Consider the following 15,982-nt stretch of genomic DNA (forward strand, 5'->3'; position numbering starts at 1 on the left):
CGAACGACCTCACGGCAGCAGCGCGGACACCTGCTCGCGCAGCCGCGCCATCCGCCGCTCGGCTTCGGCCGCCGACCCGCCAGGCTCGACGACCTCCAGATACGCCTTGAGCTTCGGCTCGGTGCCGGACGGCCGGACGACCACCCGCCCGCCCGGCCACCGCCACCGCAGCACGTCGGCCGCGGGCATCAGGTCCTCGGCGGCGACGTCCGCGTCGAGCAGCCGCCCCGGCGGCGAGGCGCGCAGGCTGGCCATCGCGTCGGCGATCACCGACAGGTCGTCGACCCGGATCGAGATCTGGTCGGTGAGGTGGCGCCCGTGCCGTGCGGCGAGCTCGGCCAACCGGTCCAGCAGGCTCGCGCCGGCGGCCTTCAGCTCGGCGGCCAGCTCCGCCACCCGCAGCGCCGCGCTGATGCCGTCCTTGTCCAGGACGAGCTTCGGCGCGACCGCGTAGCCAAGCGCCTCCTCGTAGCCGAACGCGAGATCCGGCGCCGCGCGGGCGACCCATTTGAAGCCGGTGAGCGTCTCGGCGTACCCGACGCCGTAGTACGCCGCCAGCACGCGCAGCAGCGACGACGACACGATCGTGGTGGCGTAGGTGCCGCGCACACCCGCCCGCAGCAGCGCGTCGGCGAGCAGCACGCCCACCTCGTCGCCGCGCAGCATCCGCCAGCGGCCGTCCGCGTCCGGCACGGCGACGGCGCAGCGGTCCGCGTCCGGATCGTTCGCGATCACCAGGTCCGCCGAGCGTTCGGTCGCGAGCGCTATCGCGAGATCCAGCGCGCCGGGCTCCTCGGGATTGGGGAAGGCGACGGTCGGGAAGTCAGGGTCCGGCGTGGCCTGCTGCGGCACCGGCGAGACGTCGGCGAAGCCGGCCGCGGCGAGCACCCGGCCGGCGATCTCGCTGCCGACGCCATGCATCGCGGTGTGCACGATGCGCAGCCCGCGTGGGCCGTCGGCCGCCAACGCGACGACCTGCTCGACGTAGCGGTCGACGAGTTGGTCGCCGAGCACCGTCACCGCGTCGTCGGCGAGCGGGATGGCTCGGCTGGCCCCGACGGCGCGGATCGCCGCCTCGATCTCGCGGTCGGCCGGCGGCACGATCTGCGCGCCGTCGGCGGCGTAGACCTTGTAACCGTTGTCGCTCGCCGGGTTGTGCGAGGCGGTGACCATGACGCCGGCCGCCGCGCCGAGCTGGCGCACCGCGAAGGCCAGCACGGGAGTCGGCAATGGCCGCGGCAACAGCCGGGCGTCGAAGCCGGCCGCTGCGAAGATCGCCGCGGAGTCCCGCGCGAATCGCGCCGACCCGTGCCGGGCGTCGTAGCCGACGACGACGACCGGCTCACCGGCGCCGCCCTGGCCGGCGCTGCCCTGCTCGACGAGCCAGGCCGGGACCGGCTCACCGGCGCCGCCCTGGCCGGCGCTGCCCTGCTCGACGAGCCAGGCCGCGAGCCCGGCGGCGGCCCGCCGCACGACCGTCCGGTTCATCCCGTTCGGCCCGGCGCGCAGCGGGCCGCGCAACCCCGCGGTGCCGAACTCGAGCGTGCCTGCGAACCGGTCGGCCAGCTCGCGGTCGTCGCCGCTGTCCCCACTGTCGAGCAGCGCCTGCAGCTCGGCGCCGTCGGCTGGATCGACGTCGTCGGCGATCCAGGCCCGGACCTGCTCGGCGAGCTCGGCGCCCGGCACGCCGGTCGTCACGCGAGGCGATCGGATCGCGCGAGCACCTCGTCGATGCCGAAGCCCGGCGAGGTGAACCCGCCGCCGACGAAGCCGTCGGACGGGTCCGGGGCCGGCGCCTCGAGGTCAGCGGCGTACCGCTCGGCGTCGTCGCGCGGCTCGTAGCCGAGCGCGCAGCCGGCGGCCAGGCTCCAGGTGCGGCGGGTGTTCGCCGAGACGCCCCAGACGATCGCGTACGTGAGGTCAGGCGCACCGAGGCAGGCGGCCACGAGGCGCGCGCAGTCGGCCGGCGACAACCACGTCGACAACGTCCGCAGGTCGCGGGGCCGGTCGATGAAGGTGCCTATCCGCAGGCACGCGACCTGCATGCCGTACCGCTCGACGTAGTAACGGCCAAGCGCCTCGCCGAACGCCTTGCTGACGCCGTAGAGGGTGTCCGGCCGAGGCGCCAGGTCCGCCGGCAGTTCGTCGCCGCCGGCATAGCCCGCCGGGGTGAAACCCACGGCGTGATTCGACGAGGCCCATACGATCCGGCGCACGCCGGCGCGGCGGGCGGCCTCGAACACGTTGACCAGCCCGTCGATGTTGGCGTCCCGGATCGCCGGCCAGGGCGCCTCGGTCGGCATGCCGGCGAGGTGGACGACGGCGTCGACGCCGGCCAGCGCGGCGTCGAGGTCGGCCGCCGAGGCGAGGTCGCCGACGACGCTGTCGACCGCGGGGTCCTCGATCGGCTCGCGGTCGAAGCAGCGCACCGGCCAGCCCAGTTCCGGCAACGCGTCGCGCAGCGTCGTGCCGATGCGGCCCGCCGCGCCAGTGAGCAGCACCTTCATATCAGCGGGATGATCTTGGCGAACAGCTCGCCCATCCGGGTCGCGCTCGCGGCGCCGACGGCGAGGACGTCCTGATGGTCGAGCGGTTCGCCGAGGCCGGCCGCGAGGTTGGTGACGAGTGAGATGCCGAGCACCTCGCAGCCCTCCGCCCGCGCCGCGACGGCCTCGAGCGCCGTCGACATCCCGACGAGGTCGGCGCCGAGGACGCCGGCCATCCGCACCTCCGCCGGCGTCTCGTACTGCGGGCCGGGGAACTGCGCGTAAACGCCCTCGGCCAGTGACGGCTCGACCTGGCGGGCCAACGCCCGCAGCCGCGCCGAGTAGCAGTCGGTGAGATCGACGAAGCGCGGTCCGACGAGCGGCGTGCGGGCGGTGAGGTTGAGGTGGTCGCTGATCAGCACCGCGTCGCCGACCGCCAATCCCGGCCGCAGCCCGCCGCACGCGTTGGTCAGCACGATGACCCGGCAGCCCGCCGCGGCAGCCGTCCGCACCGCGTGCACCACCGGCTCGACGCCACGTCCCTCGTACAGGTGCGTCCGGCCGAGGAACGCGAGCACGTGCCGGCCGGCGACCTCCAACGACCGGACCCGGCCGGCGTGCCCGGCGACCGCCGGCGCGAGAAAACCGGGCAGGTCGGTGACCGGCAGCTCGGCGCTCGGGTCGCCGAGCGCGTCGACGGCGGGCAGCCAGCCGGACCCGAGCACGATCGCGAGGTCATGCGCGGCGACGCCGGTGCGTTCGGCCAGCGCGACCGCCGCGGCCTGCGCGAGTTCGCCGGGATCGCGCGGCGCTGGCGGCTCAGCCGGGAGCGCGGTCACGCCCGCCGACCCTACTCGGCGTTCCCCCGCGGGACGCCGGGCTGATCGGTGCGGCGGACGTGACCGGCCGCCGTCGCGACGCGCGTGGGGGACTACCGCGCCGCGACGGCCTGCTGGCACGGCATGCACCGTGCCACGTGGGGCAGAATTTCGAGCCGCTCCCGTTCGAGCCGCCCGCCGCAGCCGACACAGGCGCCGAAGTTTCCGTCGGCCATCCGCTCCAACGCTTCGTGGACGTCGCGCAGGGCGGCCTGCGCGCCATCGATGAGGCTGCGCGACACCTCGGCAACCGCCGTGCTCATCGCCGCGGAGGACTGCCGGCGGCGCAACTCGGCCAGCTGCTCGAGTCGGAAGTCGCGCTGCTCGAGCAGCATGCCGCGCAGCATCGACAGGTCGGCGGCGGTCAGCAGTTCGAGCGTCGAGCGAGTCATGCTCCTACACCTTTCGAGACGGCTGGGACGGGGCGTCCGCACCAGCCACTCTTGGCGGCGCGCCCTCGAACCGGCGCTGGATCAGCTGTGCGCTCGCTGTCCATCCGGCTGTCTCTCCCGGTGCGCGCCGGGCCGCTGCGCCGGCACTGCCAGTCATTGCGCGGGCACCCAGTCATTGCGCGGGCACCGCCAGCTCGGCCCACACGACCTTGCCCTGCTGGACCAGGCGGACCCCCCACGTCGCGCTCAGCGCGCTGACGAGCGGCAAGCCGCGCCCGCCGGGGTCCTTGTCGCTGGCCGCCCGCTGCTCCGGCCAGCCCACCGCGCTGTCGGTGACCCGGACGACGACCCGGGTGCGCTCCAGGCCAAGCGCGACCTGCACGCGGGGGCTGCCCGCGCGCACCGCGTTGGTGACGAGCTCGCTGACGATCAGTTGCAGATCGTCGCGCAGGTCAACGGAGGCGTGCGGCCCGAGCAGGTCGTCGAGGGCTTCCCGGGCGAACGCTCGGGCTGCTCCGGGCGCGCGGGCGTCCGCCACAAAGTCGCGTTCGATCTGCCCCGCCACTGTGCCGCCTCATGCCCGTTACCTGATGGCCCAGCCCCCGCGGAGCCCACCGGGAGAAGATGCCCACAATCTCTGCTCGTCACACGGCGAATTTACTCGCGGGGCGGCCGCGAAAGGGCGACCGAGACATCGGCCACCTGGGCGGGCCGGCCTGCGCGGCGGACGCCTACGATCCTCAAGCATGCCGACGGACCCAGCGCAGCCTGCCGCGCTGTCGCTCGCGGCCGGCTTCCCGCCGGCCACCCGCGAGCAGTGGGGTGCGCTCGTGTCGGCGGTGCTCGCAAAGTCCGGCGCCGCCAAGTCCGGCGCCGCTGCAGCCGTCGATGCTGTCTTCGACCCAACGGACGCGTTGGCGTTCACCACCTACGACGGCATCCGCATCGCGCCGCTGTACACCGCCGTAGACGCGCCGCCGTTGACGGCGGCCGGTTCGCCGGGGCGCCCGCCGTTCGTGCGCGGCGCCCGGCGCGACGGCAGTGCCGCCGCCGGATCGGCTGCTATCGGGTGGGACGTGCGCACCCGCCACGTCGATCCCGACCCGGCCCGGCTCAACCGCGCGGTGCTCGACGACCTCGAGCACGGCGGCACCTCGCTCTGGCTCGGCCTCGGCGCAGGCGGGCTCGCGGTCGACGACCTCGCCGCGGCGCTGGACGGCGTCTACCTCGACCTCGCGCCGATCGTGCTGGACGCCGGCCGAGACACCGTGCCCGCCGTGTTTGCTCTGCTTACTCTGGCTAAGCAGAGGGGCGTGGACCCGCAGCAGTTGACCGGCTCGTTCGGCGCCGATCCGATCGGCGCGCGGGCGCGCAGCGGGGCGCCGGCCGATCTCGGAGTTCTGCTTACTCTGGCTGAGCAGAGCACATCAGCGCCGGGGCTGCGGGTGGCAACCATCGACGCGTCGGTCTACGCCGAGGCCGGCGCGTCCGACGCGCAAGAGCTCGGCATCGCCACCGCCGTCGGCGTCGCGTATCTGCGCGCGCTGGTCGACGGGGGCGCTGGCGACGCGGCCGGCGCGGGCCGCGACGATTCCCGCTATGACGTCGACGCCGCGCTCGGCGCGCTGGAATTCCGCTGGACGGTCAACGCTGAGCAGTTCCCGTCTATCGCGAAGCTGCGGGCCGCCCGCCGCGTCTGGGACCGGGTCGCCGAACTGTCCGGCGCGAGCGCGGACCGGCCGGGCCAGCTGCAGCACGCGGTGACCTCGCCGGCGATGCTGACCCGCCGCGATCCGTGGGTGAACATGCTGCGCACGACCATCGCCTGCTTCGCAGCGGCGGTCGGCGGCGCCGACGCGATCACCGTCGCGCCGTTCGACTCGGCGATCGGCGTCTCGGACGACTTCGCGCGGCGCATCGCCCGCAACACCTCCGCGGTCCTGCATGACGAGTCGAGCCTGGCGCGGGTCGTCGATCCGGCGGGCGGGTCGTACTTCGTCGAGTCGCTGACCGAGGAGCTGGCCGACAAGGCGTGGGACGTCTTCACCTCGATCGAGCGGGCCGGCGGCGCGCTCGCGGCGCTGGACGGCGGCGTCCTCGGCGACCTGCTCCGCGCGACCCGCGAGCGCCGCGCAACGGACGTGGCCCGGCGGCGCGCGCCGATCACCGGCGTCAGCGAGTTCGCGTTCCTCGACGAGGCGCCGGTGGTCCGCGCACCGCTGCCGGCATCCGCGGGTGAGGGGCTGCTGCCCTCCGTCCGGCACGCCGCCGACTACGAGGCTCTGCGCGACCGGTCCGACGCGCACCTCGCCGCGACCGGCGCGCGGCCCACGGTCGTGCTGGCCGCGCTCGGCCCGGCGGCCGCGCACAGCGCGCGAGTCGGGTTCGCCGCGAACCTGTTCCAGGCCGGTGGCGTCGCGTCGGCGGTGGCCGTCGGCGGCGCCGAGGAGATCGCCGAGGCGTTCAGCGCGGCCGGCACGTCCGTCGCCTGCCTGTGCGGCTCGGACGCCGGCTACGCAGACGATGGCGAGGCGGTGGCCAAGGCCCTGCGCGCCGCGGGCGCCGAGCACGTCTGGCTCGCCGGCAAGGCCGAAGTCGACGGCGTGGACGGGCAGCTGTTCACCGGGTGCGACGCGCTCGCCGTGCTGCGCGCGACCTTCGACGCATTGGCGGTGCGGTGATGGCGATCCCCGACTTCTCGACCGCGGTGTTGTCCCCGCAGCGGCGCGACACGCCGGCCGACCCGCCGCCACAGGGCCAGGACCCAGCGGGGCAAGAACCGGAAGGCCAGGACCCGGAGGGGGTCGCCGCGTGGGAGACGCCCGAGGGCATCGCCGTCCCGCCGCTCTACACCGCCGCGGACCTCGACGGCGTCGACTTCCTCGACACCTATCCCGGCATCAAGCCCTACCTGCGCGGGCCCTATCCGACGATGTACGTGAACCAGCCGTGGACGATTCGGCAGTACGCCGGTTTTTCCACCGCCGCGGAGTCGAACGCGTTCTACCGCCGCAACCTCGCGATGGGCCAGAAGGGCCTGTCGATCGCCTTCGACCTGCCGACGCACCGCGGCTACGACAGCGACAACGCCCGGGTGGTCGGCGACGTCGGGATGGCCGGCGTCGCGATCGACTCGATCTATGACATGCGGCAGCTGTTCGACGGCATCCCGCTGGACCGCATGTCGGTGTCGATGACGATGAACGGCGCGGTGCTGCCGGTGCTCGCGCTCTACATCGTCGCGGCGGAGGAGCAGGGCGTCGCGCCGGACAAGCTCACCGGGACCATCCAGAACGACATCCTCAAAGAGTTCATGGTCCGCAACACCTACATCTACCCGCCGCAGCCGTCGATGCGGATCATCAGCGACATCTTCGAGTTCACCTCGCAGAAGATGCCGCGGTTCAACTCGATCTCCATCTCCGGCTACCACATCCAGGAAGCGGGGGCGACGGCCGACCTCGAGCTCGCCTACACGCTGGCCGACGGCGTCGAGTACATCCGCGCGGGTATGGCGGCTGGCTTGGACGTCGACACGTTCGCGCCGCGGCTGTCGTTCTTCTGGGCGATCGGGATGAACTTCTTCATGGAGGTCGCCAAGCTGCGGGCCGCCCGTCTGCTCTGGGCGAAGCTCGTCGCGCAATTCGACCCCACGAGCGACAAGTCGCTGTCGCTGCGCACGCACTCGCAGACGTCGGGCTGGTCGCTGACCGCGCAGGACGTCTTCAACAACGTCATCCGCACCTGCGTCGAGGCGATGGCCGCGACGCAGGGGCACACCCAGTCGCTGCATACCAACGCGCTGGACGAGGCGCTCGCGCTGCCGTCCGAGTTCTCCGCGCGCATCGCCCGCAACACCCAGCTGGTGCTGCAGCAGGAATCCGGCACGACCAGGGTGATCGACCCGTGGGGCGGCTCGGCGTACGTCGAGAAGCTCACCTACGACCTCGCGAAGCGCGCGTGGGCGCACATTCAGGAGGTCGAGCAGGCCGGCGGCATGGCTAAGGCGATCGACGCCGGCCTGCCGAAGCTGCGCATCGAGGAGGCCGCGGCCCGCACCCAGGCGCGCATCGACTCGGGGCGCCAGCCGGTGATCGGCGTCAACAAGTACCGGCCGGAATCGGACGACCTGCTCGACGTCCTGCGCGTCGACAACGCAGGCGTCCGACGCGAGCAGGCCGCGAAGCTCGACCGGCTGCGGGCCGACCGCGACCCCGGCGCAGTTGAGGCGGCGCTCACCGCGCTGACCAACGCGGCCGCCGGCGGCTCGTCGGCCAGCGGCAACCTGCTCGCGCTCGCCGTCGACGCGGCGCGGGCGAAGGCGACGGTCGGCGAGATCTCCGACGCCCTCGAGAAGGTCTACGGTCGGCACTCGGCGACGATCCGGACGATCTCCGGCGTCTACCGCGAGGAGGCCGGCGCGAACGTGACCGCTCTCAACGAGGCCCGCGCCGCCGCCGACCGTTTCGCCGAGCACCAGGGGCGCCGGCCGCGCATCTTGATGGCGAAGATGGGCCAGGACGGCCACGACCGCGGGCAGAAGGTGCTGGCCACCGCGTTCGCCGACCTCGGCTTCGACGTGGACGTCGGGCCGCTGTTCCAGACCCCGGCGGAGGTCGCCCGGCAGGCGGTCGAGGCGGACGTGCACATCGTCGGCGTCAACTCCCTCGCCGCCGGACACCTCACGCTGGTGCCGGAGCTGCGCGACGAGCTGGCCGAGCAGGGCCGGCCGGACATCATGATCGTCGTCGGCGGGGTGATCCCGCAGCAGGACTTCGACGCGTTGCGCGAGGCCGGGGCGGCCGCGATCTTCCCGCCCGGCACGGTGATCGCCGAGGCCGCGGTCGAGCTGCTGGACAAGCTGTCGACGTCGCTGCGGTGAGCGGCTGGCCGCCCCACAGTGGTCACTTGCACGTGTCAGTGGTCAGCTGCAGATGACCACTGACGTCGCAACTGACCACTCTGGGCCCGCAGAGCTGGCCGCTGGTGTGCTGGCCGGGCAGCGCGCGGCGATCGCGCGGGCGATCACCCTCGTCGAGTCCCGCCGCGCCGACCACGCCGAGCAGGCCCAGCAGCTGCTCGCGCGGTTGCTGCCGCACACCGGCGGCGCGCAGCGCGTCGGCGTCAGCGGCGTGCCCGGTGTCGGCAAGTCCACGTTCATCGATCAACTCGGCGTCAACCTGATCGCCGAGGGCCGGCAGGTCGCGGTGCTGGCCGTCGACCCGTCGTCCGGGCGAACCGGCGGGTCGATCCTCGGCGACAAGACCCGGATGAACCGGCTGGCCGTCGACGAGCACGCGTTCGTCCGGCCGTCGCCGTCGGCCGGCACGCTCGGCGGCGTCGCCAAGGCCACCCGCGAGACGATGTTGATCATGGAGGCGGCCGGTTACGACATCGTGCTCGTCGAGACGGTCGGCGTCGGGCAGTCCGAGTACGTCGTCGCCGACATGGTCGACACGTTCCTGTTCCTGACGCTCGCCCGCACCGGCGATCAGCTGCAGGGGATGAAGCGCGGCATCCTCGAGCTTGCCGACGTCATCGCGGTGAACAAGGCGGACGAGGCGCACGAGAGCGAGTCCGAGCGGGCCGGCCGCGAGCTGTCCGCGGCGCTGCGGCTGCTGCGCGGCGAGCAGGACGACTGGCAGACGCCGGTGATCACCTGCAGCGGCCTGCACAACCTGAACCTCGACCGGGTGTGGAAGCACGTCGGCCGGCACCGCGCGTGGCTGGACGGCCACGGCGGCCTGCAGGCCAAGCGCCGCGACCAGCTGGTGTCCTGGTCGCGCGACCTCGTCCGGGACCGGCTGCTCGGCCGGCTGGCCACTCCGGACGTCCGCAAGGCGGTGGCTGAGGCGGAGGCGGCCGTGCGGGCCGAGCGGCTCACTCCGGACCAGGCGGCGAACCGCATCCTGGCCGCCGTTGACGGCGCGGACGCATCCGGCGCCTGAACCGACGGCTGCGGATCACCACGTTGCGCGCGAGTTGTCCTCGCTGTGTCGCTGTGCAGCCCGAGGAAGCGAGGACAAGTTTCGAGGGGTCGGCCGTGCCGTGCCGCCACCTGCCTACGATTCGGCGATGACGTCGACGGACTCGGCGCCGGCCGACTCAGCAACGGCGGCCTCGGCGTCGACGGACTCAGTGCCCGCCGACGTGTTGGCGGAAGTCGCGGCGGACGCGGCGCGCGACTCGGGCGGCGTGCCGGTCGAACTGCTCGGCGACTTCCTGGCGACGCTCGTCGCCGCGGTGGCCGTCGGCACCCCGATCCCGGCCGCGACCCTGCGCGCCTACCGCGGAGTCGGGGACCGCGCGGCTCGCCGCGGCGTCGCCCTGCGCGCGCTGCTCGACCTCTACCTGTCCGCGGCGTGGCGGTTGTGGCGGCGGCTGCCCGAGGTGGCCGACGCGCGAAGCCCCGAGGGTGTCGTGGTGGCCGGCGAGGTCATGCTGCATGCCGCGGACGACGTGGTCGCCGCCCTGACCGAGGGCTACCAGCTCGCCCGGCGCAGCCTCGTGCGCACGGAGGAGGCGGGCCGGCGGGAGTTCATCGACGACCTGCTCACCGGCGCCGCAGACGTCGTCGGCCTGCTGCATCGGGCGAGCGGCTTCGGGCTCGAGCTCGCCGGGCCGCACGCCGTCGCCGTCGTGGCCGCCGAGCGCCCGTTCGACGACGGCAGCCCGCTGATCGGCAGGCTCGAACGCGCGGTCTCCGGCAGCAAGGGTGACGCGCACGCGCTGCTGGCGAGCAAGGAAGGCCGGCTCGTCGTCGTGTTCGCCGCGCCCGACCAGGCCGCCGTCGCGCACGTCGCCGACCGATTGCGGGCGACGCTCGACAAGGCGTCCGCGGGCCGCGGCTCGGTGGGCGCGTTCCAGCTGGCGCTCGGCCGCCCCGGAGCGGGCGCCGCCGGCGTCGCGACGTCCTACGGCGAGGCCTGCGACGCGCTCGAGCTCGCCGGGCGGCTGGGGCTGTCGGGCGCGGTGGTCGACGCGCGGGATCTGCTCGTGTACCGGCTGCTGGCCCGCGACCGCGCCTCGCTCGCCGACATCGTCGAGAGCTCGCTCGGCGCCCTGCGGCAGGCGCGGGGCGGCTCGGGCCCGTTGGTCGACACGCTGGGCGCGTGGTTCGCGCGCGGCGGCAACACCGCGGCGGCCGCGCGCGAGCTGCACCTGTCGGTGCGCGCCGTCACCTACCGGCTGGACCGGGTGCGCGCGCTGACCGGACTCGACCCGGACGCGCCCGACGACCGATTCGCGCTGCACGTCGCGGTGCTCGGCGCCCGACTGCTCGGCTGGCCCACAGCTCACTCCGAGGTCTGACCCTTCTTTGCAGGAAAACGGCAAGGAAGTCTGGCCAGAAACGGCAAAGAACGCCTTCTCATGGCATGAATCCCTACAGCAGACTCGACAGCAGAGCGACGGTTGGCGTCGCCGCACAATCTCGTCGAGGAGTTCTCATGCACGTTCCACTGTGGGGCTGGGCGGCCTTCGCCGCCGTGGTGGTCACCATGCTCGCGATCGACCTGCTCGCGCATCGACGGGCGACGGTGATCGGCTTCAAGGACGCCGCGCGGTGGAGCGCGATCTGGGTCGGCGCGTCGTTGGTCTTCGCCGGCGTGGTCGCGCTGACCCTGGGCGGCACGGCCGGCGTCGACTTCACGACCGCGTGGCTGCTGGAGAAGAGCCTGTCGGTCGACAACCTGTTCGTGTTCGCCCTGATCTTCGGCTACTTCCGGGTGCCGCGCGAGCACCAGCACCGGGTGCTGTTCTTCGGCGTGATCGGCGCGCTGCTGTTCCGCGGGATCTTTCTGGCGGCCGGCGTCGCCGTGGTCAGCCAGTTCAGCGCGATCCTGTTCGGCTTCGCCGCCGTCCTGCTCTACAGCGCGTGGAAGCTGATGAAGGACGACGACGACACCTACGACCCGGGCACCAGCGTCGCCGTTCGGCTGCTGCGCAAGGTGGTGCCGGTGCGCGACGAATACGCAGGCGCGAAGTTCTTCGTCAAGGAAGCCGGCAAGCGGGTGGCGACGCCGCTGCTCGCGGTCGTCGTCGCCATCGAGGCGGCCGACCTCGTGTTCGCGGTCGACAGCGTGCCGGCCGTGCTCGCCGTCAGCGACGACGCGTTCATCGTGTACTCGAGCAACGCGTTCGCGATCCTCGGCCTACGGGCGCTCTACTTCCTGCTCGCCGGGCTGCTCGCGAGGTTCCACTATCTGTCCAAGGGCCTGGCGATCATCTTGGGCTTCATCGGCGTCAAGCTGGTGCTGCAGGCGAGCCACAAGGTGATCAGCTCGTCGATTCCCGAGATCCCGTCGCTCGTCAGCCTCGGCGTCATCGTCGCGGTGCTCACCGGCGCCGTCGTGCTCAGCCTGCGCCGGCCGCCGCCGCAGGCAGAAGTTGAGGCCGAAACGTCCGAGGTCGAGGCGACCAAGACGCCCGTCTGACCCGCCCGCCACGTTGAGTGGCGCGGAAACCGTTGGATGGCGCAGAACGCGCCATCCAACGGTTTTTCGCGCCACTCAACGAACGCGGCGAGCCCGGTAGGGTGGCGCGCGGTGTGCCGGGAAGCCTGGTCGGCGTCCGCCGCGCCAACCCGGAAGGACCCCCGATGGGCGATCTCGGCCATTTCGCAATCGTCGTCCTGCTGGTCGCGATCACGCTGCTGGTCGCGATCGGCTCGCACCGGCTGACGCAGTGGCTGCGGATTCCGGCGCCGGCGCTGTTCCTGATCGCCGCAGCGGTCGCGGCCGAGCTGGCGCCCTCGCTCAGCGGGCTGTCGATCGTCGCCGACCAGCGCATCGTCACCGTCGCACTCGCGGTGATCCTCTTCGACGGCGGCATGAGCATCGGCTGGTCGCGCATGCGCGAGGCGGCCGGCGCGGTCGTGTGGGTGGGCTTCGCGGGCACCCTCGTGACCGCGGCTGCGATGGCCGTCGCCGCGCACTACCTGTTCGGCTTCGACTGGCGCGCCGGCCTGCTGGTCGGCGCGGCGCTGGCGCCGACCGACCCTGCCGTCGTGTTCTCGGTGCTGGGCGGGCGGGAGATCGCCGGCCGGTCGGACACCGTGTTGGAAGGGGAGTCCGGCGCCAACGACCCGGTCGGCATCGCGTTGATGGTCAGCCTGCTCGGCGCTGGCGGCAGCGGCTGGTCGGCGGTGGGCAGCGGGGTCGGGAACTTCGCTGTGCAATTGGCAGTCGGCGGCGCCGTCGGGCTGATCGGCGGGTGGCTGTCGCTGCAGCTCATGCGCCGGGCGCCGCTGCCCAACGAGGCGCTGTACCCGGTTCAGACGATCGCCTTCGCGCTCGCCCTGTACGGCGGCGCGACCGCGCTCGAGGGCTCGGGATTCCTCGCGGTGTTCCTCGCCGGAATCGTCGTCGGCGACGTGCGCGCTCCGCACAAGCGGGAGATCGAACGGTTCACCGGCGCTTTGGCCGGCGTCGCCGAGATCGTCGCCTTCGTGGTGCTCGGGCTGTCGGTGCAGCTGTCGTCGGTGTTGTCGCACGGCCGGGTGTGGACGGGCCTTGGCCTCGCCGCGGTGCTGATCTTGGTTGCCCGGCCGGCGCTGGTCGGCGCCCTGCTGCTGGCGATCGACCTGCGCGCCGGCGAACGGTGGTTCGTGCTGCTGTCCGGCCTCAAGGGAGCGGTGCCGATCCTGCTCGGCACCTACGTGCTCGTCGAGGGCGCGCACCGCGCCGAGGAGATCTACGACGTCATCTTCGTCGTGGTCCTGGTCTCCGTCCTGGTGCAGGGCAGCCTCGTGCCGACGTTCGCGCGGGTGTTCAAGGTGCCGATGCGGCCGGCGGACCCGTGACGCGCGCGTGACCGAGCTTGCGAGGTCACCAGTGTGGCCAGCACGCCGTCACCGCCCGACGAAGGAGGGCGCGTGACCCCAGCTGGCGTCGGCACGCAATAGGCTCGACGGCGTGCGCATCGACTTCACCCCGTCGGAGCGGACCAGCCTCGGCGTCGAGTGGGAGCTCGAGCTCGTCGATCTCGACACCCGTCAGCTCACCGGCGCCTCCGACGCGATCCTCGCCGACATCTCGGCGACCGGCGACGGCGAGCACCCCAAGGCCAAGCACGAGCTGCTGCAGTCCTGCGTCGAGGTGATCACCGGCATCTGCCAGACGGTCGAGGAGGCCAAGGCCGATCTCGCCGGCACCGTCGCCGAGGTCGCGGCCGCCGCGGCGCCGCGCAACGTCGGGCTGCTGTGCAGCGGCACGCACCCGATCACCGACTGGGCCACCCAGCAGGTGACCGACAGCGAGCGCTACCTGCAGCTCATCGAGCGCAACCAGTGGATGGCCCGCCAGCTGCAGATCTTCGGCGTGCACGTGCACTGCGGCGTCCGGGCGCCGGCGAAGGCGATCCCGATCGTGAACGCGCTGGTGTCCTACCTGCCGCACTTCCTCGCGCTGTCCGCCTCGTCGCCCTACTGGATCGGGTCGGACACCGGGCTGGCGTCCTACCGCTCGAAGGTGTTCGAGGCGCTGCCGACCGCCGGCCTGCCCTATCAGCTGTCCGGCTGGGACGAGTTCGAGACGTACATGGAGCTGCTGATCTCCTCGAACGCGATCGAGTCGATCCGCGAGGTGTGGTGGGACATCCGCCCGCACCCCAACTTCGGCACCGTCGAGCTGCGCATCTGCGACGGCCTGCCGTCGCTGGACGAGATCGGCTGCGTCGCCGCGCTGGCGCAGTGCCTGGTCGAGCGTTTCGACCGGCAGCTCGACGACGGCTACACGCTGCCCGAACCGCGGCCCTGGCTGGTGCGGGAGAACAAGTGGCGCGCCGCGCGTTACGGGCTGGCGGCCGAGATCGTCGTCGACAACTCCGGCCGCGTGCAGCCGGTCACCGAGGCGATCACCGAGCTGATCGAGGACCTGCTGCCGATCGCCCGGCGGCTGGAGTGCGAGGCCGAGCTCGAGTCGATCCCGCGGTTGATCGCCCGCGGCGCCAGCTATCAGCGCCAGCGGGCGGCAGCCGCCGCGCACGACGGCGACCTCGTCGCGGTGGTCGACCTGCTGCTCGCCGAGATGCGTGATGGACTGAGCCTGTGAGCGCACTCGCCGAGACCGCCGACTTCGACGTCGTCGCCGTGCGTCGCGACCTGCACGCGCATCCGGAGATCGGCTACGCGGAGCATCGCACCACCGCGGCGATCGTCGAGCAGCTGCGCTCGTTCGGCCTCGCGCCGCGGGTGCTGCCCGTCGGCACCGGCGTGGTGTGCGAGCTGGGCGCCGGCGAGCCGGTCGTCGCGCTGCGGGCCGACATCGACGCGCTGCCGCTGGCGGATGAGAAAGCGGTGCCCTACCGCTCGACCGTGAGCGGCATGTGCCACGGCTGCGGGCACGACGCGCACACGGCGATCCTGCTCGGCGCCGCGGCCCGGCTGGCGCAGTCGCCGCCGACGACCGGGCGGGTGCGGCTGGTGTTCCAGCCGGCGGAGGAGACGGTGCCGGGCGGCGCGGTGCGCGCGGTCGAGGCCGGCGTGCTGGACGGCGTTTCGCAGATCTTCGCCCTGCACTGCGATCCGCGGCTGTCGACGGGCTCAATCGGCCTGCGGGTCGGCGCGATCACCGCGGCCTGCGACCACGTCGAGGTGCGGCTGCACGGCGCGGGCGGGCACACCGCCCGCCCGCACCTGACCCAGGACGTCGTGTTCGCCCTCGGCCGGCTGATCACCGACCTGCCCGGCGTGCTGTCGCGGCGGGTCGACCCGCGCGCCGCGCTGTCGCTGGTCTGGGGCGCCGTCGAGGCCGGCCGGGCGGCCAACGCGATCCCCACCTCGGGCCGGCTGCGCGGCACGTTGCGGGTGTTCGGCCACGAGGCCTGGGAGGCCGCCGAGCCGCTCGTGCGCTCGTTGGTGGCCGAGCTGGTGGCGCCGCTGCAGGTGCAGGCCGAGACGGTCTACACCCGCGGCGTCCCGCCGGTCGTGAACGCAGCCGAGGCAGTCGACGTGCAGCGGGCCGCCGTGGTGGACGCGCTGGGCGTCGACGCGGCCGTCGAGACCAACCAGAGCATGGGCGGCGAGGACTTCGCCTGGTATCTCGAGTCGGCGCCCGGCGCGCTGGCCCGGCTGGGCGTGCGCCGCCCGGGCGGGCAGGCGTTCGACCTGCACCAAGGCACCTTCGACATCGACGAGGACGCGTTGGACGTCGGCGTCCGCTACACCGTCGCGCTGGCGCACGCCGCGCTGGAAGCCGCGACCGGCTGACCCGATCCAGCACTGCTC

13 protein-coding genes are annotated in these 15,982 nt (G+C 73.1%); 8 read left to right on the plus strand and 5 right to left on the minus strand.

What is annotated here, in order from left to right; all coding sequences use genetic code 11:
* Positions 1-9: 9 nt before the first annotated feature.
* From ACFFBG_RS15030 to ACFFBG_RS15050, 5 genes are all read right to left on the minus strand, one after another.
* Complete coding sequence (locus ACFFBG_RS15030) at positions 10-1,698, minus strand: phospho-sugar mutase (RefSeq protein WP_375480113.1); 1,689 nt, start codon at positions 1,696-1,698, stop codon at positions 10-12.
* Complete coding sequence (locus ACFFBG_RS15035; protein ID WP_375480115.1) at positions 1,695-2,507, minus strand: NAD-dependent epimerase/dehydratase family protein; 813 nt, start codon at positions 2,505-2,507, stop codon at positions 1,695-1,697. Before ACFFBG_RS15035 ends, ACFFBG_RS15030 begins: the two co-directional genes overlap by 4 nt.
* The gene (locus ACFFBG_RS15040; protein WP_375480117.1) at positions 2,504-3,325 is read right to left on the minus strand and encodes a purine-nucleoside phosphorylase; all 822 of its coding nucleotides are present in this window, start codon (positions 3,323-3,325) and stop codon (positions 2,504-2,506) included. The genes ACFFBG_RS15035 and ACFFBG_RS15040 overlap by 4 nt, the downstream gene beginning before the upstream one ends.
* Positions 3,326-3,417: 92 nt before the next feature.
* On the minus strand, positions 3,418-3,756 hold the full coding sequence (locus tag ACFFBG_RS15045; protein WP_375480119.1) for a TraR/DksA family transcriptional regulator: 339 nt from the start codon (positions 3,754-3,756) through the stop codon (positions 3,418-3,420).
* Positions 3,757-3,928: 172 nt separating this feature from the next.
* Positions 3,929-4,321 carry an ATP-binding protein gene (locus ACFFBG_RS15050; protein ID WP_375480121.1) on the minus strand — a complete coding sequence of 131 codons (393 nt, stop codon included), beginning with the start codon at positions 4,319-4,321 and terminating at the stop codon, positions 3,929-3,931.
* Positions 4,322-4,502: 181 nt separating this feature from the next.
* Here ACFFBG_RS15050 and ACFFBG_RS15055 point away from each other — a divergent pair, with 181 nt between their 5' ends.
* The 8 genes from ACFFBG_RS15055 (at position 4,503) to ACFFBG_RS15090 (ending at position 15,964) form a co-directional block, all read left to right on the plus strand.
* Complete coding sequence (locus ACFFBG_RS15055) at positions 4,503-6,437, plus strand: methylmalonyl-CoA mutase family protein (protein WP_375480123.1); 1,935 nt, start codon at positions 4,503-4,505, stop codon at positions 6,435-6,437.
* Positions 6,437-8,638: a methylmalonyl-CoA mutase gene (gene scpA / locus ACFFBG_RS15060; protein ID WP_375480125.1), complete on the plus strand. Its 2,202-nt coding sequence runs from the start codon at positions 6,437-6,439 to the stop codon at positions 8,636-8,638. The genes ACFFBG_RS15055 and scpA overlap by 1 nt, the downstream gene beginning before the upstream one ends.
* 52 nt (positions 8,639-8,690) lie before the next feature.
* Positions 8,691-9,704: a methylmalonyl Co-A mutase-associated GTPase MeaB gene (meaB, locus tag ACFFBG_RS15065; protein ID WP_375480127.1), complete on the plus strand. Its 1,014-nt coding sequence runs from the start codon at positions 8,691-8,693 to the stop codon at positions 9,702-9,704.
* A 127-nt stretch (positions 9,705-9,831) separates the two neighbouring features.
* A complete protein-coding gene (locus tag ACFFBG_RS15070) occupies positions 9,832-11,067 on the plus strand; it encodes a PucR family transcriptional regulator (protein WP_375480129.1) in 1,236 nt (411 codons plus the stop codon).
* Between the two features lie 137 nt (positions 11,068-11,204).
* Complete coding sequence (locus ACFFBG_RS15075; protein ID WP_375480131.1) at positions 11,205-12,191, plus strand: TerC family protein; 987 nt, start codon at positions 11,205-11,207, stop codon at positions 12,189-12,191.
* A 164-nt stretch (positions 12,192-12,355) separates the two neighbouring features.
* Positions 12,356-13,558 (plus strand): cation:proton antiporter, encoded by a 1,203-nt coding sequence (locus ACFFBG_RS15080; RefSeq protein ID WP_375480133.1) that lies wholly within the window; start codon positions 12,356-12,358, stop codon positions 13,556-13,558.
* A gap of 112 nt (positions 13,559-13,670) precedes the next feature.
* A complete protein-coding gene (locus ACFFBG_RS15085; protein ID WP_375480135.1) occupies positions 13,671-14,807 on the plus strand; it encodes a glutamate--cysteine ligase in 1,137 nt (378 codons plus the stop codon).
* Complete coding sequence (locus ACFFBG_RS15090) at positions 14,804-15,964, plus strand: amidohydrolase (RefSeq protein ID WP_375480137.1); 1,161 nt, start codon at positions 14,804-14,806, stop codon at positions 15,962-15,964. Before ACFFBG_RS15085 ends, ACFFBG_RS15090 begins: the two co-directional genes overlap by 4 nt.
* Positions 15,965-15,982: the final 18 nt, after the last annotated feature.

Origin of the sequence: uncultured Jatrophihabitans sp. (genome assembly GCF_964251945.1) — a bacterium.
GTDB lineage: Bacteria > Actinomycetota > Actinomycetes > Mycobacteriales > Jatrophihabitantaceae > Jatrophihabitans.

Coding starts and splice junctions, on each gene's coding strand:
- ACFFBG_RS15035 (WP_375480115.1), bottom strand. CDS start 2,507: ATGAAGGTGCTGCTCACTGGCGCGGCGGGCCGCATCGGCACGACGCTG.
- ACFFBG_RS15045 (WP_375480119.1), bottom strand. CDS start 3,756: ATGACTCGCTCGACGCTCGAACTGCTGACCGCCGCCGACCTGTCGATG.
- ACFFBG_RS15055 (WP_375480123.1), top strand. CDS start 4,503: ATGCCGACGGACCCAGCGCAGCCTGCCGCGCTGTCGCTCGCGGCCGGC.
- scpA (WP_375480125.1), top strand. CDS start 6,437: ATGGCGATCCCCGACTTCTCGACCGCGGTGTTGTCCCCGCAGCGGCGC.
- meaB (WP_375480127.1), top strand. CDS start 8,691: ATGACCACTGACGTCGCAACTGACCACTCTGGGCCCGCAGAGCTGGCC.
- ACFFBG_RS15070 (WP_375480129.1), top strand. CDS start 9,832: ATGACGTCGACGGACTCGGCGCCGGCCGACTCAGCAACGGCGGCCTCG.
- ACFFBG_RS15075 (WP_375480131.1), top strand. CDS start 11,205: ATGCACGTTCCACTGTGGGGCTGGGCGGCCTTCGCCGCCGTGGTGGTC.
- ACFFBG_RS15080 (WP_375480133.1), top strand. CDS start 12,356: ATGGGCGATCTCGGCCATTTCGCAATCGTCGTCCTGCTGGTCGCGATC.